General features: G+C 71.6%; 17 protein-coding genes. 11 read left to right on the forward strand and 6 right to left on the reverse strand.

Annotated elements, in window-relative coordinates; all coding sequences use genetic code 11:
* From OKJ99_RS02710 to OKJ99_RS02720, 3 genes are all read left to right on the forward strand, one after another.
* The coding region (locus OKJ99_RS02710) for a hypothetical protein (RefSeq protein WP_326014075.1) at window positions 1-229 on the forward strand (229 nt) is incomplete at its 5' end.
* A gap of 176 nt (window positions 230-405) precedes the next feature.
* Window positions 406-1848 carry a lipase family protein gene (locus OKJ99_RS02715; protein WP_326014057.1) on the forward strand — a complete coding sequence of 481 codons (1443 nt, stop codon included), beginning with the start codon at window positions 406-408 and terminating at the stop codon, window positions 1846-1848.
* 20 nt (window positions 1849-1868) lie between these two features.
* On the forward strand, window positions 1869-3203 hold the full coding sequence (locus tag OKJ99_RS02720) for a hypothetical protein (RefSeq protein ID WP_326014058.1): 1335 nt from the start codon (window positions 1869-1871) through the stop codon (window positions 3201-3203).
* 22 nt (window positions 3204-3225) lie between these two features.
* Here OKJ99_RS02720 and OKJ99_RS02725 read toward each other — a convergent pair whose 3' ends face one another.
* Window positions 3226-3939 (reverse strand): 1-acyl-sn-glycerol-3-phosphate acyltransferase, encoded by a 714-nt coding sequence (locus OKJ99_RS02725; RefSeq protein WP_326014059.1) that lies wholly within the window; start codon window positions 3937-3939, stop codon window positions 3226-3228.
* Window positions 3940-4011: 72 nt separating this feature from the next.
* Between OKJ99_RS02725 and OKJ99_RS02730 the strand changes: the two genes are divergently transcribed.
* The 4 genes from OKJ99_RS02730 (at window position 4012) to OKJ99_RS02745 (ending at window position 8662) form a co-directional block, all read left to right on the forward strand.
* Window positions 4012-4269: an acyl carrier protein gene (locus OKJ99_RS02730; RefSeq protein WP_326014061.1), complete on the forward strand. Its 258-nt coding sequence runs from the start codon at window positions 4012-4014 to the stop codon at window positions 4267-4269.
* The gene (locus OKJ99_RS02735; RefSeq protein WP_326014062.1) at window positions 4266-5468 is read left to right on the forward strand and encodes a beta-ketoacyl-[acyl-carrier-protein] synthase family protein; all 1203 of its coding nucleotides are present in this window, start codon (window positions 4266-4268) and stop codon (window positions 5466-5468) included. The genes OKJ99_RS02730 and OKJ99_RS02735 overlap by 4 nt, the downstream gene beginning before the upstream one ends.
* A gap of 105 nt (window positions 5469-5573) precedes the next feature.
* Complete coding sequence (locus OKJ99_RS02740) at window positions 5574-6128, forward strand: MarR family winged helix-turn-helix transcriptional regulator (protein ID WP_326014063.1); 555 nt, start codon at window positions 5574-5576, stop codon at window positions 6126-6128.
* Complete coding sequence (locus OKJ99_RS02745) at window positions 6125-8662, forward strand: MFS transporter (protein ID WP_326014064.1); 2538 nt, start codon at window positions 6125-6127, stop codon at window positions 8660-8662. Before OKJ99_RS02740 ends, OKJ99_RS02745 begins: the two co-directional genes overlap by 4 nt.
* Before the next feature lie 77 nt (window positions 8663-8739).
* Here OKJ99_RS02745 and OKJ99_RS02750 read toward each other — a convergent pair whose 3' ends face one another.
* On the reverse strand, window positions 8740-9900 hold the full coding sequence (locus tag OKJ99_RS02750; protein ID WP_326014066.1) for a magnesium and cobalt transport protein CorA: 1161 nt from the start codon (window positions 9898-9900) through the stop codon (window positions 8740-8742).
* 135 nt (window positions 9901-10035) lie between these two features.
* Between OKJ99_RS02750 and OKJ99_RS02755 the strand changes: the two genes are divergently transcribed.
* Entirely contained in the window at window positions 10036-11148 is a 1113-nt protein-coding gene (locus OKJ99_RS02755) for a winged helix DNA-binding domain-containing protein (RefSeq protein ID WP_326014067.1), read from the forward strand.
* A gap of 3 nt (window positions 11149-11151) precedes the next feature.
* Here the strand turns inward: OKJ99_RS02755 and OKJ99_RS02760 are convergent, their stop codons facing one another.
* Both OKJ99_RS02760 and OKJ99_RS02765 read right to left on the reverse strand, forming a co-directional pair.
* Window positions 11152-11796, reverse strand: a complete 645-nt coding sequence (locus OKJ99_RS02760) for a LysE family translocator (protein WP_326014073.1) — start codon at window positions 11794-11796, stop codon at window positions 11152-11154.
* Between the two features lie 105 nt (window positions 11797-11901).
* On the reverse strand, window positions 11902-12720 hold the full coding sequence (locus tag OKJ99_RS02765; RefSeq protein WP_326014074.1) for a response regulator transcription factor: 819 nt from the start codon (window positions 12718-12720) through the stop codon (window positions 11902-11904).
* A gap of 175 nt (window positions 12721-12895) precedes the next feature.
* Here OKJ99_RS02765 and OKJ99_RS02770 point away from each other — a divergent pair, with 175 nt between their 5' ends.
* Together OKJ99_RS02770 and OKJ99_RS02775 are read left to right on the forward strand one after the other, a co-directional pair.
* Complete coding sequence (locus OKJ99_RS02770) at window positions 12896-14596, forward strand: AMP-binding protein (protein ID WP_326014068.1); 1701 nt, start codon at window positions 12896-12898, stop codon at window positions 14594-14596.
* On the forward strand, window positions 14593-16215 hold the full coding sequence (locus tag OKJ99_RS02775; protein WP_326014069.1) for an AMP-binding protein: 1623 nt from the start codon (window positions 14593-14595) through the stop codon (window positions 16213-16215). The genes OKJ99_RS02770 and OKJ99_RS02775 overlap by 4 nt, the downstream gene beginning before the upstream one ends.
* Before the next feature lie 24 nt (window positions 16216-16239).
* Here OKJ99_RS02775 and OKJ99_RS02780 read toward each other — a convergent pair whose 3' ends face one another.
* Window positions 16240-16746 (reverse strand): GNAT family N-acetyltransferase, encoded by a 507-nt coding sequence (locus tag OKJ99_RS02780; RefSeq protein ID WP_326014070.1) that lies wholly within the window; start codon window positions 16744-16746, stop codon window positions 16240-16242.
* Between the two features lie 70 nt (window positions 16747-16816).
* Window positions 16817-17509: a hypothetical protein gene (locus OKJ99_RS02785; RefSeq protein WP_326014071.1), complete on the reverse strand. Its 693-nt coding sequence runs from the start codon at window positions 17507-17509 to the stop codon at window positions 16817-16819.
* A gap of 256 nt (window positions 17510-17765) precedes the next feature.
* On the opposite strand from OKJ99_RS02785, the gene gcl reads away from it, so the two are divergent.
* Window positions 17766-19553, forward strand: coding sequence for a glyoxylate carboligase (gcl, locus tag OKJ99_RS02790; RefSeq protein ID WP_326014072.1), 1788 nt, complete (start codon window positions 17766-17768; stop codon window positions 19551-19553).
* The last annotated feature ends 495 nt before the right edge of the window (window positions 19554-20048 follow it).

Consider the following 20048-nt stretch of genomic DNA (forward strand, 5'->3'; position numbering starts at 1 on the left):
CCTCGGCTTCGCGCCGATCTACGGCTCGGAGAACCCGTTCTCCTTCATGGAGCTCCAGGGCGTCCAGGAGCTGACCATCCAGGCACAGCCCGGCGAGCAGCATGCGTGGCGTCCTGCCGGTAAACCTCCCGATGATCACACCGGCATGCTGGTCGGGGCGCCCGCCGCGCGACGCCCCGGCACGCGCACACGCTCGGTGATTCACTCGGGCGGCTCTCGGACCCGGTGAACCGTCGTGGCCTGCGAATATGCGGCACGCCTCGCATCGCGAGGCCCCGGCGGGCACGCTCCGTGACTCACCCGAGTGGCCGCAACGGCCCTGCCGGGGACCGCCGCGTGCGGGTCTACTACTGCTGAGTGGCGGGGCCGGCCCCGCCGACGGGTTCCAGGGACGAGGTGGCCGGGATGGCAGTCCAGACAGTCCACAAGCGCGACATGGCGAAGGCCGCGCAGGCCCCGCCGGAGCCGGAAACGGAACCGGAACCGGCGCCGACAGCCGCGGACCGCACCGACGCGGATCTGCTGATCGCGGCCTCCGTGCTGCTCGCCGACGCGGCGCTCGCCGCTCGGTGGACCGGCGCGGAGCTGACCGCGGCGGGATCCAGCTGGCGGGTCGGGCTCCAGGCGCTGCGCAGACCGGGCTGGGCGTTCGGCGCGGCGCTGTCGGCGGCCCGCGCCGTGACCAACCCCGCCGGGCTCGGCTTCGCCGCCAACGGCGGCATCGTCGGTGAGGCCTTCCGCTCCTTGGGGGCCGTCGCCCGGCGCAGGCCCGCCGCGGTGGCGATGGCCGTCGACGCGTTCGCGCTCCGCATCGAGGCCGCGGCCCGCGAGCACCCGAACCTGGCCCAGCCGCTCGCCAAGCGGCTCACCGACGCGGTGATCGCGGGCCGGAGGCTCGAAGCGCTGCGCGCCGCACGGGAGCTGGGCGACCTCCTCGGCCTCACCCGCACCCTCACGACGCTCACCCCCGTGATCATGGAACTGCTCGCCCTGAGCAGCCTCCTCGACGAGAACCCGACCAATGACGACTTCTCCTGGGTGACGCTGGCCGGCGGAGTGCCCGGCACCGACCCCCTGATCGGTCTGCCCGCCGCACTGATCAGACACCTGAATCCTGGGCCCGGTCGGGCCGAACGCGTCGAGCCCGACGCGATGCTCGCCCGCGTCCTGACCCGCTCGGACAACGACATCGTCCGCTACATCGACGACATCTCCGCGCTCGGCAACCACGGCCTGGCCCTGCTGCGCCGCGTCGACTGTGCCGACGGCGCCCGGCGGCATGTGCTGATGCTGCCCGGCACCAGCTTCGGCCGTCTCAGCAACAGCACACCGCAGGACCTCGTCGGGGCGTTCGACGGGATGCTGCGCACCGACACGACGTACACCCGCGCGGTCAAGGACCTGTTGGTGCGCGCGGGGGTGCCGGTCGGCTCCGAGCTGATGATCGTCGGCCACAGCCTCGGCGGGATCACCGCGATGAACCTCGCCTGCGACCTCGACGTCGTGTCGACGTACCGGCTCACGCATGTGATCACCGTCGGGTCGCCCATCGACAACAAGCGCCCGATCGACCCGGCGGTCCAGGTGGTCAGCCTCGTGAACAAACACGACGTCATCCCGGGGCTCGACGGCCGGGGCCCCGCCTCCGCCGGCGGGGTACCCGACAACTGGCTCGAACTCGCCTGGCTCGACGAGACGTACGACTACCCGCTCTCGCACGCCCCGCAGGCCTACGCCTCCACGCTGGGCAGCGACGACCTTCCGCACCGGGCCCGCGTCAACGCGCTCATCACGGCATACGAGGGCGAGATCGTCGGCAACCAGCCCTATCAGCTGCTCGACAAGTGACGACCACGGGGAGTTCGGCGATGAACGCCATGAACGCCATGAACGCCATGAACGCCATGAACGCCATGAACACAGCCACCGCATCCCGTCGTCCGCCGACGGCCTGGCCCCTGGAGAACGTTCTGGTCAGCGCCGCGCTCGCGGCCCAGCGGGTCTCGTGGATCGACGCGCCGGCCCGCGCCCTCGGCCTCCAGCCCTTCACCCGGCGCGAGTTGACCCGACAGGCGCTCGCCCAGGTGCGGCGGGCCAGGGCGGGGCGACCGACACGGATGGCCACGCCGTTCGGCGCGTTCCTGATGCCGTTCTCCGCCGAGGACGCCGACGCCCTGCTGCGGCGGGCGGCGGAGGCGGGCGCCCTCGGCGCCGTCACCGCCCTCGACACCGAAGGACGCCGCACGTTCCTGACCCCGCACGCGGCGCCGCCGCCGTCCGTCGACCCGGTGGCCGTGCGCTCCGCTGCTACCGAGACGGGCGCGGGACTGCTCGCGGCACGGCGGCCGGTCGGTGGCTTCGACCGGACCGAGTGGTGCGCGGCCGCCCAACGTCTCGCCAGGCGTCTGGTCCTCGGCGCGGAGGCCGACGGTGACACGGTCGTCAGCGCCCTCGTCGAGGCCACCGCGCGCTCGGTCGGCCGGGCCGAGCACGACGCGCGCCGCGCCGCGTTGGCGCGACGCATCGAGCCGTACGTCCATGACGGCGCGGACACCGAGGAGGAGCGGGCGTACGTGGAGCACGCGCTGGAGGTCGTCACCCGCGCCCTCACCGAGACGGTGCCGCAGGCCCTCGCGCTGCTCACCGAGGAGGGCGCCGAGCGGAGCGTGGCAGAGGCGCTGCGCCAACGGCCGCCGCTGCCCGCCACGGTCCACGCGGTCGTGGCGACGTTCGAGTGGGAGGACATGACGGTCGCGGCGGACACCGAGATCCTCTGCGCGACCGCGTGGCTGCGGGACCTGGACGACGAGGAGCGGGACCACCGGGCCACGGATCCGGCGGCGGACTTGTGTGCGGCGCGCGTCCCCTGCGCCGCCGCGGATCTCGGCGTGCTCGCCGCCACCGAACTCGTCCGCGCCCTGACCGAGGCCGACGCCGACGCCGACTCGGGCGCGCACGGGACACCGGACGCGCCCGCCGGCCCCGACGCGGGCGCGGCCCCCGCCCACTACGCAGCGCTCGCCTCCGCGGGAGCCCGCCGCCTGGAAGAGCACGCACGCCGGCTCGCCGACTGCGCGCGGCAGCCCGGCTGGAACCACGACGCCTTCGGAGAGCGGTGCCGGATGACGCTGCTCGCCCACGCGGAACGCTGCGCCACGGCGGCGTCCGACGCCCGCAGGGCCGCGGACTGGCTCGCCAACTGAAGCCCTCCTTACGGCTGTTGACCTACCAGAACGGGGTCCTCCTGCGCCCGCGGTCCCGGTCCACCATCTCCTGTACCGTGACCCACGCCTCGTCGCACAGGCGCCGCGCCGCGGCCGAGCGCCGCGCGTACGAAGGGTCCGCGGCCGGGGCCGGAATCGGCTCGCCGACCGTGACGAACCACTTCGCCGGCAGCGGCAGCGGCGTGGTCACGGGAAAATACGGCAGCCCGAACCGCCGGGCGAGCGCCCCGATCTCGCCGAGCTTCGGGAACGTCTCCTCCGCGCCCACGATGGACACCGGGAGGACCGGCGCCCCGGTGAGCACCGCGGTGGCGGCGAATCCGGGGTGGAAGGGGCGCAGTCGATAGCGCAGGGAGAAGTCCTTGCCGACGCCGTCCATGCCCTCGGGGAACACGCCGACCAGATCGCCGCGCGTGAGCCGGTCGCGACCGAGTGTCGGGTCGTTGCCGAAGACGCCGTGCCGGCGGGCGTACGCGGCGAGCGCCGGCAGCCGGAACACGAGCTCGTCGGCGTAGAGGTGCACCGGCCGGGTCAGCTCGCGGCGCAGAACCTTGTTGAGGACGAAGCCGTCGAACCCCCAGGCGCCGGAGTGGTTGGCCGCAAGAATCGCGGGGCCCGTCGCCGGGATGTGCTCGATGCCGGATGTCTCGACGCGCAGATAGCCGTCGGCCAGCCAACCGAGGACGTCGTCCACGTTGGTCTCAAGGTTGCTCACAAGGTCCCACTTTGTGCTGAAAGTTGGTGTGCGCAAGGCTAAAGGTTCTATTGGGGTGGTTTGTTTCAGATCATGAACACCCCCGCACCCTCACAGAACCCCACGACCCTCGACGTGATCACGGGCATGCTCGTCGACACGTTCGAGGTCGACCGCGCCGCCGTCACCCCGGACACCCCCATGGCCGACCTGCTCGCCGACTCGCTGATGGTCGTGGAGCTGGCCGTGACACTCAAGGACGAGCTCGGTGTCACCGTCACCGAGGACGAGCTGCGCGAGCTGCCCTTCGCCGAGTTCAGCTCCCGCGTCGACGCGCGGCGCGGCCGGTGAGCGGCGTCCTGGTGACCGGACTCGGCCTGGTCACCGCGGCGGGCCCGGACGCCGACAGCACCTGGGCCGCCGTCCTCGCGGGCCGCTCCGCCGCCCGACCCGACCCGACGCTCGCACTCGCCGGGCTTCCGGTGACCCTGAGCTGCCGGGTCGAAGGCGCGGACGAACTGCCCGTACGGCCGCGTGGTGTCCGGCACCTCGACCCCGCCGCGCGCATGGCGCTGACCGCCGTCGGCGAGGCCCTCGACCGGGCCAAGCTCGACCCCGCCGAGTGGGACGGCTCGCGCGTCGCGGTGGTCACCGGTTCGTCCATGGGCGGCGAGCAGACCCGGCAGACCGCCGCCGAGCGGTTCGCGAGCGGCGGGGCGAGCAGCGTCTCCGCGTACTTCCTCACCGGCTTCCTGCCCAACATGGTGTGCGCCACCATCGCGCTGCACCTGGGCGTCACCGGTCCCACCCTCCCCGTCATGACGGCGTGCGCGGCGGGGAGCAGCGCGCTCGGCGCCGCGCGGCAGTTGCTGACCTCCGGGCAGTGCGACATCGCCGTGGTGTGCGGCGTGGACGCGTCCGTCCTCCCGCTGTACGTGGCCGGGTTCGCACAGCTCGGCGCGTTGTCCGACCGGCGCTCCTGCCCCTTCGACGCGGACCGCGACGGCTTCGTGATCGGCGAGGGCGCGGGCGCGCTGGTACTGGAGCGGGCCGAGCACGCCGCCGCCCGCTCGGCGCCCCGTCTCGCGTCCTTCGTCGGCTACGGCACCAGTACCGACGCCCACCACTTGGTCGCCCCGCACCCCGAGGCCCGCGTGGCCGAACGGGCCGTGCGGGCCGCGCTCGCCGAGGCCGGCGCCGCACCTGGCGACGTCGACCACATCAACGCGCACGGCACCTCCACCCCACGCGGCGACGCCATGGAGGCCACGCTGTTCGCCCGCGTCTTCCCGCACCGGCCACCCGTGACCTCCGCGAAGGGCGCGCTCGGGCACACCCTCGGCGCGGCGGGCGCGATCGAGGCGGCGCTCACCGTCCTCGCGCTGCGCGACGACGTGGTGCCGCCCACCGCCGGGCTCACCGCGCCCGACCCCGCGCTCGACATCGACGCCGTCGCGGGCACCGCCCGTCAGCAGCCCACGTCCCTCGCCCTCAGCACGTCCTTCGGCTTCGGCGGACACAACTCCGTGATCCTTCTGGCGCCCGCCTGACCTGCGTAGACGACCTTCCTGCGGCCCCCTGGTGAAGCGCTTATAAAGGGCGGTTACACTCACTTGCTCGATACAAGCAACTGAATGTGAACGGGAAGGCGGGACATGGACAAGGGGACGGTCCATGACCGTGAAGCAGCGGACGACAACCCGGTGACGGGAAGCGCGAGTGCCGAGGACGCCGCGGCGGGACTCGGTACGCAACTGGTGCGGTTCTCCAGGCTGCTGACTGCCTACCGGCAGAAGGCCAGGCTGGAGAGCCGGTCCGGCGAACGGGTCCTGCTGGCCAAGCTGGTGCGCGACGGCGAACACCGCGCCACCGACCTGGCCGCCGCGACCTTTCTCGACCTGTCGACGGTCAGCCGCCAGGTGCGGGCCATGGTCGACAAGGGACTCGTCGAACGGCGTCCGGACCCGGAGGACCGGCGGGGTGCGCTGCTGCGCGCCACCGCCGCCGGGACGGCCACGTTCGAGGAGTACCGGCGCCAGCGCGACGCGGGTTTCGCCCGACTCCTCGAGCCCTGGCCCGAGGAGGACCGGTACCAGCTGATCCGGCTGCTCTCCCGCCTCAATGACGATCTGCAAGACTTTGAATACGCGCGTCCCGAGCCCGGGAAAGTCCCCGGGCCCGGTGGCGAGCAGGGAGCAACGCAAGAATGACTGAGGCCGTGTCCGCGTCCCGCGGAGACACCGCTACCCAAGCCATATCCACCCCCCAACAGACCCCCACGTCCGGCGGCCTGAGCCACCGGCAGATCCTCACCATCCTCAGCGGCCTGATGCTGGGGATGTTCCTGGCCGCGCTCGACCAGACCATCGTCTCCACCTCGATCCGCACCATCGCGGACGACCTCGACGGACTGAGCCAGCAGGCCTGGGCGACGACGGCGTACCTGATCACCTCGACGATCGCCACGCCGCTCTACGGCAAGCTGTCCGACCTGCACGGCCGCAAGCCGTACTTCCTCGCGGCGATCACGATCTTCATCGTCGGTTCGGCGCTGTGCACCTTCTCGACGTCGATGCCGGAACTCGCCGCGTTCCGCGCGGTGCAGGGCATCGGCGCCGGTGGCCTGATGTCGCTCGCGCTCGCGATCATCGGCGACATCGTGCCGCCGCGCGAACGGGCCCGCTATCAGGGCTACATGCTCGCCACGTTCGCCACGTCCAGCGTCGCGGGACCGCTCATCGGCGGCGCCCTCGCCGGCCAGGACAGCATCCTCGGCGTCACCGGCTGGCGCTGGGTGTTCCTGGTGAACGTGCCGATCGCCGTCGTCGCGCTGTTCGTCGTCGCGAAGGTGCTCAACATCCCGCACGTCCGCCGCGACCGGCGGATCGACTGGTGGGGCGCGTTCACCATCGCGCTCGGCGTCGTGCCGCTGCTCCTCGTCGCCGAACAGGGCCGCGAGTGGGGCTGGGGCTCGACGGGCTCGATCGTCTGCTACGTCCTCGGCGGCGTCGGCATCGTCTCGTGGATACTCGTGGAGCGCCGGGTCGGCGACGACGCGCTCATCCCGATGCGACTGTTCCGCAACCCCATCTTCAGCAAGACCAGCTTCCTGTCCGTGCTGATCGGCGCGGGCATGTTCGGCGGCATGCTGATGATCCCGCAGTACCTCCAGATCGTGAAGGGCGCGAGCCCCACCAAGTCCGGTCTCGAGATGCTGCCGCTGATGGCCGGCATGATGATCGCGTCCATCGTCTCCGGCCAGATCACCGGGAAGACCGGCCGCTACAAGATCTTCCCGACGCTCGGCACCCTCTTCATGGTGGCGGCGCTGCTGCTCTTCCACTTCAAGGTCGAGTGGGACACCCCGCTGTGGGAGACCATGCTCTACATGGGCCTGTTCGGGCTCGGCCTGGGCTGCTGCATGCAGACGCTGGTGCTCGCGGTGCAGAACGCGGTGCCGCCGCAGGACATGGGCGTGGCGACCGCGTCGTCCACGTTCTTCCGGCAGATGGGCGCCACCGCCGGTACGGCGATCTTCCTCTCCGTCCTCTTCTCGAACGTCGGCGACAAGATCTCCGAGGCCTTCAGGTCGGCGGCCCGCACCGCGGACTTCCAGGCGGCGCTGCACGATCCGGCGGTCGTCTCCGACCCCGCCAACAAGCCGGTCCTCGACATGGTCAAGGGCTCCGGCGGGGGCGGCGGCGACGTCCTGTCCGACTCCTCGTTCATCCAGCACCTCGACCCGCGCCTCGCGGAGCCTTTCAAGCAGGGCTTCGCGGACGCCATGCACGTGGTGTTCCTGATCGCGGCGGGCGTCATCGTCCTCGCGTTCCTGATGGTCCTGTGGACCAAGGAGGTCCCGCTGCGCACGATGTCGGGCCTTCAGGCGCGCGAGGCGGCGGAGAAGGGGGAGAAGGAGGAGACGGGGGAGCCGGACCCGGAGTCCGCTCCGGCCCCCGCGCCGGTGGACACGGTGGTGGCGGATGCCTCCTCCGCGGGCATCAAGGGCCACGCACGCGAACGCGACGGCTCGCCGCTCGTGGGCGCGGTCGTCACGCTGATCGACCTCAGGGGCGGTCAACTCGGCCGTACGACGACGGATTCCGACGGCGCGTACCTGCTCGCGGCTCCCGCCGGTGGCACGTACGTCCTGATCGGTTCCGCGGGCTCCCGGCAGCCGCAGGCCACGACGCTGACGGTCGGCGAGGGCTTCCTCGACTTCGACCTGATGCTGGCCGGGGCGGCGGGCCTGACCGGCACCGTCGTCGCGGCGGCGGGCGAACTCCCGGTGCCCGGCGCGCTGGTGTTCGCCACCGACGTACGCGGCGAGGTGATCGCGTCGGGCGCCGCGGACGCCCAGGGCAACTTCGCCTTCGGTGACCTGGCCCCCGGCCACTACACCCTCGCCGTGAGCGCGGAGGGCCACCGGCCCACGGCGCTCCCGGTCGAGGTCGCCACCGGAGCCCCGGGCCGCTGCGAGGTCCGCCTGGTCCCCGGCGCCCGCGTCCACGGCGTGGTCCGCGACGCGTCCGGCACCCCGCTCGACGACGCCCGTGTCACCCTCCTCGACTCGGCGGGCAACACGGTCGGCACGGCGGTCACGGGAATCGACGGCGCCTACGCCTTCGACGACCTCGACGCCGGCCAGTACACCGTCGTCGCCAGCGGCTACGCCCCGCAGGCCCTCCCGCTGACCCTCAACGGCACGGGTAGGAACGACGTGGATGTGGAGCTGAGCCACTGAGGCGCTGAGGCGGTCCTACGGCGAAGGCCGTGGCGCGACACCCGGGGCGACCGGGTGCGGGCCACGGCCTTCGTGCGTCACAGCCAGTCGCGCCGCTTGAAGATCACGTACAGGCTGACGCAGACGATCCCCATCAGGCCGATCGCGAAGGGGTACCCGAACCCCCAGCCGAGCTCCGGCATGTTCTCGAAGTTCATGCCGTAGATGGTGCCGACGAGTGTGGGTGCAAAGAGAATCGCCGCCCAGCTCGAGATCTTCTTGATCTCCTCGTTCTGTTCGAAGCCCGCCTCCGCCAGCGCTCGCATCTCCGCGTTCTGCTGCTGGGTGACCAGCGTCGCGTTCACCGTGAGGATGTCGGCGAGGGCCTGGCGGAAGGAGTCGACGCGTTCGCTGGTGTGCGTGACGTGGTCGGCCACGTCACGGAGGTAGCGCTGGAGTTCCTCGTCCGTGCCGTATTTCGCGAAGCCCGCCATCAGGGCGTGCAACATGCCGACCAGGGGGCGGGTCGCGCGCTGGAACTCGACCATTTCGCGGGAGAGTTCGTAGATACGGCGGGAAACGGCGGGGGCGCCGGAGAAGACCTCCGTCTCGATCTCGTCGATGTCGTTCTGGACCCCGGACACCACCGGCGCGTAGCCGTCGACGACCGCGTCCAGGATGGCGTAGAGGATCGCCTCCGGGCCGAGTCGGAGCAGGTCGGAGGTCGCCTCCATGCGGGTGCGGACCGCCGACAGGTCGGGGGCCGCGCCGTGCCGGACCGTGATGACGAAGTCGGGGCCCACGAACACGTGCAGCTCGCCGAAGTCGACCTCCTCCGGCGCGTCCAGATAGCGGGCCGCGCGCAGGACGACGAAGAGGGTCTCGCCGTAGCGCTCCAGTTTCGGGCGCTGGTGTGCCTCCATCGCGTCCTCGACGGCGAGTTCGTGCAGGTCGAACTCGGCTGCCAGCGACTTGAGTTCCGAGTCGGAGGGGCGGGCCAGGCCGATCCACGCCATCGTGCGGGGCTTCTCGCGCAGCTGCCGGTACGTGTCCGTGAGGGTCTCCGGGGTCGCGACCCGCACCCCGTCCCGGTACAGCGCCGCGTTCACCACACTGTCCTGGTCCTGCGGCGCCGCGGCGGCCGCGGGCGCGCTCGGCGGATCGGAGGGCGGGGGTGCCGGGTCGGTCGACCGGCGCCAGGAGTAGCGGCGCGCCCCACCGTGCTCGTTCCGGCCGGCTCGTCCCTGCCGTCGTGGCATCGCCGCCTCCCTCCGTGGTCGAGTGATTGACGCTGACGGGTCTCCGGCAGGGTAACCAGCGAAGGTGACACCACGGTGCAGCGCATCGCGGTATCGAGGACAGTACCTGGCCTCATTTGCCGTTACCTTCCCCGTATGACGACGAAGCCGATGACCGCCCGCGCCCTGGGACGCGCCACCCTGGAACGCCAACTCCTGCTCGACCGGAGCCCGCTGAGCGCCGAGGGTGCCATCGAACGGCTGCTCGGGCTGCAGGCGCAGGAGGTCCGGCCGCCCTATCTGGCACTCGCCGCTCGCCTCGCCGACTTCACCCCCGCCGCGCTCTCCACCGCCCTGGAGCGGCGCCACGTGGCCCGACTCGTCACCATGCGCTCCACTATCCACCTGCACACCGCCGACGACTGCATGACGCTGCGCCCCCTCGTGCAGCCCGCCCGCGACCGCGAGTTGCGGATGTTCCGCAAGGGCCTCGTCGGCGTCGACCTGGACCGGCTCACCGCCTTGACCCGGCGCTACGTCGAGGAGGAGCCGCGCACCCCGAAGGAGATCCGGGAGCTGCTCCTGGGGCAGTGGCCCGATGCCGACCCGCAGGCCCTCACCATCGCGGCCCGCGGCTGCCTCCCTCTCGTCCAGGTCACACCGCGCGGTCTGTGGCGGCGCAGCGGCGGGGTGCGGCTGACCACCGCCGAGCAGTGGTTCGGCCGGCCCGCCGAGCCGACGCCCGCCCCCGACGACACGATCCTGCGCTATCTCGGGGCCTTCGGGCCCGCCTCGGTGAAGGACTTCCAGCAGTGGGCCGGCATCACCCGGACCAAGGAGGCCTTCGAGCGGCTGCGGCCCCGGCTCGTGACCTTCCGCGACGAGCGCGGCGTCGAGCTGTTCGACCTGCCCGACGCGCCCTGCCCCGACGAGGACACGCCCGCGCCGCCGCGCCTGCTCGCCGAGTTCGACAACCTCCTCCTGTCGCACGCCGACCGCACTCGAGTGATCCACGAGGTCGACCGGGGCAGCAACTGGCGAGTGAACACCGCCTACTTGACGTTCCTCGTCGACGGATTCCTGGCCGGTCTCTGGACCCTGAAGGAGGACAAGGAGAACGGGGGCGCGGGCACCGTGCTCACCCTTGAACCCTTCAGAACCCTCACGCGCGCCCAGCGCGACGCACTCGTCGCCGAAGCCGAGCGCACCGCCGCCGTCCTGGAAGCGCCGGGACCGGTCACCGTGGACTTCGGCACCGTCCGCACATGAGCGTCAGTCCGCGCGGCCCGTCGCCGCCACCGTCACGCCGAGGCCTATCAGCGCGAAGCCGCCTGTCCCGCCGATCATCGAGAGCCGCCGGTCCGAGCGCGCGAACCAGGTGCGCGCCGCCGATGCCGTGAGCCCCCACAGCGTGTCGGTGACCAGGCCTATGGAGATCGGGATCAGGCCCAACAGGAGCATCTGCGTGCTGACATGACCCACGTCGTGGTTCACGAACTGCGGGAGCACCGCCGCGAAGAACACGATGCCCTTCGGGTTCGTGACCCCCACGAGCACGCCGTCGGCCATCGTCCGCAGATCGCCGCGCGGCGGTCCCGACGGGCCCCGGATGTCCGAGGCCTTCAGCTCGTGCCGGTGCCGGAACGCCTGCACGCCCAGGTACACGAGGTACGCCGCGCCCGCCAGCTTCACCGCCAGGAACAGCGCCGCCGACCGTTCCACGAGCGCGCCGATCCCGAGCGCCACCGCCACCACCAGCAGGTACGAGCCGACGACATTGCCGAGCGCCGTCGCCACCGCCGTGCGTCGCCCGTGCGCGAGCGCCCGCCCGATCACGAACAGCACGCTCGGCCCCGGCACCACGATCACCAGCAGCGACATCGCCGCGAACGCCAGGTACCGGTCCATCGACACCATGCCCGCCATGTCCGCCATGACCTCGCCCCCTCCGTCCGTCCCGTCCCTCACCCCACGCAGACCATTGAAGCCCACGGCACTGACAATCGCCGGGCCCCGGCGCCCCTACGGCAGTATCCCCGCCCGCCGAGCCGCCACCACGGCCTCTCCCCGCGTGTGCGTCCCCAACTTCCGCATGGCGGAGCGGAGATACCCCTTCACGGTCTCCGGGCGAAGGCCGAGCCGCTCGCCCGCCCCCGCGTTCGTCGCGCCCGCCGCCACGCAAGCGAGCACGTCCACCTCGCGCGGCGTGAGCGTCACCGGCGCCTCCGCGGGCCGCACCGGCTCCGCCGCCACGGCCAACTTGCCGCACACCGCGAGCAGCTCGCCCCGCAACCCCGGATCGACGAGCTTCGGCGCGAGCGCCCGCAGCGCCCCGTGCGCCTCCCGGACCTCCTCCCACGCCCCGATGTCCCCGGTGGCGGGGGCCCGCGTCACGGCCAGCAGGGACTGCACCTCGTCGCGCACCACGAGCGCCTGCTCCACGTCCCGCGCCGCCGCCATCGCCGCGTCGAGCGCCCGGTCGCCGAGCGGCCGGGCCGTGCGCAGCGCGGCGTACAGGACGCCCCGCACCCGGCGCCGTACGACGACGGGCACCGCGAGGACCGAGTGCAGGCCCTCGGCCGCGACCGCGGCGTCGTACTCGTGGCTGATGTGCCGCGAGCCCTGGTAGTCGGTGACGGCGCACGCCCTGGCGAGGGAGAGGGCCTTGCCGCCAAGACCGTTGCCCGCCACGATGCCGAGGCCGCGCAACGCGCCGGTCGACGCGCCGCTGAGCTCGGCGATCCGTACCTGCCCCGCCGCCCGCTCCACGCCCGCGGTCAGCCCGCCGAAGGCCACCGGAAGCCCGGTGCCCCGGCGCAGCCGCACCAGCGCCGCCCGCATCTCGACCGCCTCGGCCGTTCCTGCGCCCACCCGTCCATCACCTCGCCGCGCACTGTTCACCCCCGTATGGGGGTGGTGAGACCTGCGTCACTCCCTACACGATGGCAGACACGGCCCCGCGACGGTGCGGGACATGAGGTGGAACCCGGGCCACCCAAGGACATACGGAGCGCAGATGACGACGGCGAACGGACCGACGGCGAACGGACCCACGCAGCAGTTCCGCACAGCCCGTGACTTCCTGTTGGAGCACGCACGGGACTACGACTCGGCGTACGAGGGCTTCTCCTGGCCCCGCCCCGAGCGCTTCAACTGGGCCCTCGACTGGTTCGACGTCATCGCCGAAGGCAACGACAAGATCGCCCTGCACATCGTCGAGGAGGACGACTCCGAGGCGCGGTTCTCCTTCGACACCCTGCGGCGCCGCTCCAACCAGGTCGCCAACTGGCTGCGCGCGCACGGCGTCGGCGCGGGCGACCGGGTGCTGCTCATGCTCGGCAACCAGGTCGAACTGTGGGAGGTCATGCTCGCCGCGATGAAGCTGCGGGCCGTCGTCATCCCCGCCACGCCGCTGCTCGGCCCCGCCGATCTGACCGACCGCGTCGAGCGCGGCCGCGCCCGGCACGTCGTCGCACGCCCCGAGGACGTCGCCAAGTTCGGCGAGGTGCCGGGGGAGTACACCCGGATCGTGGTCGGCGCGGGCACGGCCGACGAAGGCTGGCTCGCCTACGAGGACGCCGCCGGCGCCGCCGACACCTTCGAGCCCGACGGGGAGACCGGCGCCGAGGACCCGCTGCTCCTGTACTTCACCTCCGGAACGACCGCCCGCCCCAAGCTCGTCGAGCACACCCACGTCTCGTACCCCATCGGGCATCTGGCGACGATGTACTGGATCGGCCTGCGCCCCGGCGACGTCCACCTCAACATCTCCTCGCCCGGCTGGGCCAAGCACGCCTGGTCGAACTTCTTCGCGCCGTGGAACGCCGAGGCGACCGTCTTCCTCTACAACTACACGCGCTTCGACGCGGGGCGCCTGATGGCCACGATGGACCGCGCGGGCGTGACGTCCTTCTGCGCGCCGCCCACCGTGTGGCGCATGCTCATCCAGGCCGACCTCACCGCCCTGCGGACGCCGCCCAGGGAGGTCGTCGCTGCGGGCGAACCGCTGAACCCCGAGGTCATCGAGCAGGTGGAGCGCGCCTGGGGCATCACCATCCGCGACGGCTTCGGGCAGACCGAGACCTCCGTCCAGGTCTCCAACAGCCCCGGGCAGCGCCTCAAGTCCGGTTCCATGGGCCGCCCGAGCCCCGGCTTCAAGGTCGAGCTGCTCGACCCGGTGACCGGTGCGCCCGGCGCGGACGAGGGCGAGATCAGCCTCGACCTCTCCGCCCGCCCCGTCGGCCTGATGGTCGGCTACCACGGCGACCCGGAGCGCACGGCGGAGTCGATGGCGGACGGCTTCTACCGCACCGGCGACATCGGCTCCCGCGACGCCGACGGCTACCTGACGTACGTGGGCCGCGCCGACGACGTCTTCAAGGCCAGCGACTACAAGATCAGCCCCTTCGAGCTGGAGAGCGCGCTCCTCGAACACGAGGCGGTCGCCGAGGCGGCCGTCGTGCCCGCCCCCGACGCGCTGCGGCTCGCCGTCCCGAAGGCGTACGTCGTGCTCGCCGAGGGATACGAACCGGGCGCGGACGCCGCCAAGTTGCTCTTCGAGCACTCCCGCGCGGTCCTCGCTCCGTACAAGCGGGTGCGCCGCATCGAGTTCGCCGAGCTGCCCAAGACGGTCTCCGGGAAGATCCGCCGCATCGAGCTGCGCGAGGCCACGGCCAAGGGGTCCGCCGCCGAGTACCGCGAGGAGGACTTCAAGTGAGCGCCGTCCCGGGGGAGTTGTCGTACGCGCACGGAACGAGCGAGGCGCCGCTCCTGGGCGACACCGTCGGCCGCAACCTGCGGCGGGCCGTCGAGTCCTGGCCCGAGCGTGAGGCGCTCGTCGACGTACCCAGCGGGCGCCGCTGGACGTACGCCCAATTCGGCGCGGACGTCGGCGAGTTGGCGCGCGGCCTGCTCGCCCGGGGAATAGCCAAGGGCGACCGTGTCGGCATCTGGGCGGTCAACTGCGCCGAGTGGGTGCTCGTGCAGTACGCGACCGCGCGGATCGGCGCGATCATGGTGAACATCAACCCGGCATACCGGGCACACGAGTTGGCGTTCGTGCTCAAGCAGTCGGGGGTCTCGCTGCTCGTCTCGTCGACCGAGCACAAGGGCACGGACTATCGCGAGCTCGTACGGCAAGTCGCTCCCGAATGCCCGCAGTTGCGCGACCAGGTGTTCATCGGCACGGAAAGCTGGGACGCCCTGGTGGCGTCCGCGGGCGGTGCGACGGAGGGGCAACTGGTGGCCCGTGAGGCGGAGTTGTCGTGCGACGACCCGGTCAACCTCCAGTACACCTCCGGCACGACCGGCTTCCCGAAGGGCGCCACGCTCTCCCACCACAACATCCTCAACAACGGATACTGGGTGGGGGAGACGGTCGGCTACACCGAGCAGGACCGGGTGTGTCTGCCCGTGCCCTTCTACCACTGCTTCGGCATGGTGATGGGGAACCTCGGCGCCACCTCGCACGGCGCCTGCGTCGTCATCCCCGGCCCGTCCTTCGAACCGGCCGCCACCCTGCGCGCCGTGCAGCAGGAACGGTGCACCTCGCTGTACGGCGTACCGACCATGTTCATCGCGGAGTTGAACCTGCCGGACTTCGCGACGTACGACCTGAGCACCCTGCGTACGGGCATCATGGCGGGCTCCCCGTGCCCGGTCGAGGTGATGAAGCGGGTCGTCGCCGAGATGCACATGGACGAGGTCTCCATCTGCTACGGCATGACCGAGACGTCCCCCGTCTCCTTGCAGACGCGCCGCGACGACGACCTGGAGCGCCGCACCGGCACCGTCGGCCGCGTCCTGCCGCACATCGAGGTCAAGGTGATCGACCCGGTCACCGGCGTCACACTGCCGCGTGGCGAACGCGGCGAGCTGTGCACGCGCGGGTACAGCGTGATGCTCGGCTACTGGGACGAGCCGGAGAAGACCGCCGAGGTCATCGACGCCGGCCGGTGGATGCACACGGGCGACCTCGCGGTCATCCGCGAGGACGGCTACGCGCAGATCGTCGGACGCATCAAGGACATGATCATCCGCGGCGGCGAGAACATCTCCCCGCGCGAGATCGAGGAGTTCCTCTACGGGCACCCGAAGATCGCCGACGTACAGGTCGTGGGCGTGCCGCACGAGAAGTACGGCGAGGAGGTGCTCGCCTGTGTGATCCTGCGGGACCCCGCGGACACGCTGACTCTCGACGAGGTGCGCGACTACTGTCGTGACCAGCTCGCGCACTACAAAATCCCGAGCCGGCTGCGCCTTCTCGAACGATTCCCGATGACCGTCAGCGGGAAGGTCCGGAAGGTGGAACTCCGAGAGGGGTACGGGGAGTTGTAGAACGGGCAACTGAAGAGAGGGAGCTCACGGCTCCCTTCGCATGCACACCCTGGGCCACCGGTCCAGGCCGTGCTCGGCCTCGGCCGCGCGGATCGCGCGCAGCCCCGGTGTGAGCTCGGCCCCGGAGAGCCGGCGAAAACCGAGGCGCTCGTAGTACGGGGCGTTCCACGGAACGTCGGCGAACGTGGTCAAGGTGAGACCGGTCAGGCCCTGGTTGCGCGCGCAGTCGGCGGTGCGCGCGATCAGGGTCTGGCCCACGCCCCGGCGGGCGGCGTCGGGGTGCACGGTGACCTGCTCGACGTGGAGGGCGCCGTCGACCGCCTCGGCGACCAGGTAGGCGATCACGGTCCCGGTGTCCTCGGCCGCGACCCAGGCGTGCCCCGCCCGCCGGTACCGCTCGAGCGCGGCGATCGTGGGCGGCGCGTCGTCGGCGACCGCGTCCATGGCGACTGTACGGAAGATCTCGCCCGCGGCCGTCTCGATCGCCTGGAGGCGGGGGAGGTCGGCGGGCTCGGCGCTACGAATGATCACCCGGCCAGTATGTCGGGACCGGGTCGCCCGCTCACCGGAATTACGCCCCGCCCGCTTACGTCCCGCCCGCTTACGTCCCGCCCGCGATCAGCTCGTCCGCCGGGCTGTTCACCGGTTGCGGTACCCCGGCCAGGTCGAGGACGAACAGCGGGACGCCGAGGACGTCGGCGCGGCTGCTGGCCTCGTCCGCGTATCCGGCCAGCGAGAAATAGGCGCAGGTCGCGGACTCCGTCATCGACTGCAGCCACAGGCACTCCACGTCGCGCAGCGTCGCGGGCCGCACCGACGGCTCGACCTGGGCGACGACCCCGCTCGCCGCGAGCCCGATGCCGGAGGGCGGGCGCTGGTCGGCCCTGCGTACGTCGTCGTAGCCGAGCCAGCGCAGATACAGCGCGACGGCCGTCACGGCGTCGCGCGCGGTGCGGATGGCGACGGGCTGGAACGCGGGGCGCGGGGGCGCGGCCGTGCGGGGCAGCGGGATGTGGGCGGGTGCGGGGGCCTGGTCGTCGTGGACCGGGACGCGCAGCACCGAGCCGCAGGCGCAGCCCAGCTCCGGCCGGGGCCACCGGTCGTGCCGTCCGCACATGGGGCAGCGCAGCGTCACCCAGTCGTCGTCCCAGGTGCGCTCGGAGACGGGGACGGGGGCCGCGCCGCGCACCATCGGGGGCGCGACGGGTGCGCCGCAGGCGCAGGGCAGGGCCTGGGGCGCGTACACATGCTCGCGCCGGCAGGTGGGGCAGCGCAGGTGGGTGGGCTCGGCCATGGCAACTCCCCCTCGGTCCTGCCCCGGAAACGGATCGACGTCAGTCTCATCATCCACCTTGACGGCCTCCAAAGCGCCCCTCTACATTGCTTCCATATAGCAGAACCTAGTTTCCACATCGTGAAAGTTACTCGAAAGGGTGGCTCAAGCGAGCAGGGACTGGGAGACGGAATTCAGAGCTCGCCGCGGGGCGCGACGGGAGCGCGAATCCGACAGCCGTAGCCGTACACAGTCACAGCAGGAGTCGGGAGCACTCATGGCTCGAATGACCGCCGCCCGCGCGGCCGTTGAGATCCTCAAGCGCGAGGGCGTCACGAACGCGTTCGGCGTGCCCGGTGCCGCCATCAACCCCTTCTACAGGGACCTCAAGGCGAGCGGTGGCATCGACCACACGCTCGCCCGCCACGTCGAGGGCGCCTCGCACATGGCCGAGGGCTACACCCGGGCCAACCCGGGCAACATCGGTGTCTGCATCGGCACTTCGGGTCCCGCCGGGACCGACATGATCACCGGCCTGTACTCCGCCACGGGCGACTCGATCCCGATCCTGTGCATCACGGGCCAGGCGCCGAGCCACCTGCTGCACAAGGAGGACTTCCAGGCCGTCGACATCGCCTCGATCGCCAAGCCGGTCGCGAAGATGGCGGTGACGGTCCTGGAGGCCGCGCAGGTCCCGGGCATCTTCCAGCAGGCCTTCCACCTGATGCGTTCGGGCCGTCCCGGCCCCGTCCTCATCGACCTGCCGATCGACGTCCAGCAGACGGAGATCGAGTTCGACCCGGAGACGTACGAGCCGCTGCCGATCTACAAGCCGGCCGCGAGCCGCGCCCAGATCGAGAAGGCGATCAAGCTGCTCGTCGCATCCGAGCGCCCGCTGATCATCGCGGGCGGCGGCATCATCAACGCGGACGCGAGCGACCTGCTCGTCGAGTTCGCCGAGGTCACCAACACGCCCGTCATTCCTACGCTGATGGGCTGGGGCACGATCCCCGACGACCACGAGCTGAACGCGGGCATGGTGGGCCAGCAGACCGGTCACCGGTACGGCAACGCCACGTTCCTGGAGTCGGACTTCGTCCTCGGCATCGGCAACCGCTGGGCCAACCGGCACACCGGGTACAAGCTCGACGTCTACCAGGGCGAGCGCAAGTTCGTGCACGTCGACATCGAGCCGACGCAGATCGGCAAGATCTTCGCCCCGGACTACGGGATCGCCTCCGACGCCAAGGCGGCCCTTGAGCTCTTCGTCGAGGTGGCGAAGGAGCTGAAGGCCGCGGGCGAGCTGCCGGACCGCTCCGCGTGGGTCGCCTCGCACCTGGAGCGCAAGGAGACCCTCCAGCGCCGTACGCACTTCGACGACATCCCCATGAAGCCGCAGCGCGTCTACGAGGAGATGAACAAGGCGTTCGGCAAGGACACCCGGTACGTCACCACGATCGGCCTGTCGCAGATCGCCGGCGCCCAGATGCTGCACGTCTACAAGCCGCGCCACTGGATCAACTGCGGCCAGGCGGGCCCGCTCGGCTGGACGATCCCGGCGGCGCTCGGCGTCGCCAAGGCGGACCCGGACACCCAGGTCGTGGCCCTGTCCGGGGACTACGACTTCCAGTTCATGATCGAGGAGCTGGCGGTCGGTGCGCAGCATCGCATCCCGTACGTTCATGTCCTGGTGAACAACGCCTACTTGGGCCTGATCCGCCAGGCCCAGATCGGCCTCGACATGAACTTCCAGGTCAACCTGGAGTTCGAGAACCAGAACAGCCCCGAGCTGGGCGTCTACGGCGTCGACCACGTCAAGGTCGCCGAGGGGCTCGGCTGCAAGGCGATCCGCGTGACGGACCCGAACGAGCTGGGCACGGCCCTCGAGCAGGCCAAGAAGCTGGCCCAGGAGTTCCAGGTCCCGGTCGTCGTCGAGGCGATCCTGGAGCGCATCACGAACATCTCCATGAGCCCGACGGCGGACATCAGCGCGGTCAAGGAATTCGAGGAACTGGCCACGGAGCCGGGCCACGCGCCGACGGCCATCCGACCGCTGAAGGTCTGACCCGTACGTCTCCCAGGGCGGGCCCCCGGTTCCACGCGAACCGGGGGCCCGCCCTTTGCTGTACCGGGGGTATGTGTTGCGCGGGGCCGGGTGGGTGTTGCCGGGGTCGGCGCCTGCCGTGACCGGTGCGCGGGCCGGGGCTTTGCCGGGGTTGGTGCCTTACGTGTTTGGTGTGCGAGGCGAGGGCTTTGCCGGGGTCGGCGCCCTACGTGATCGGTGTGCGGCGCCGTCCGTGTACGGCTGCGCCGGTGCCCGCTCCCCTCCCACCCGCCCGCCCCCTCCGGGGGCTTTGGCACCCCGGGCCCCGGGGTCGGCGCCTGCATGGACCGTTGCGCGGCGCCGGGGCTTTGCCGGGGTCGGCGTCTTGCGCGATCGGTGCGCGGCACCGGGCTTTGTCGGGGTCGGGGCCTCACGTGTCAGGCGCGCAGCACGCCCGCTGCCCGGCTGCGCCGGTGCCCGCTCACCTCCCACCCACCCGCCCCCTCCGGGGGCTCC

Source organism: Streptomyces endophyticus (assembly GCF_035798155.1).
Classification (GTDB): Bacteria; Actinomycetota; Actinomycetes; order Streptomycetales; family Streptomycetaceae; genus Streptomyces; species Streptomyces endophyticus.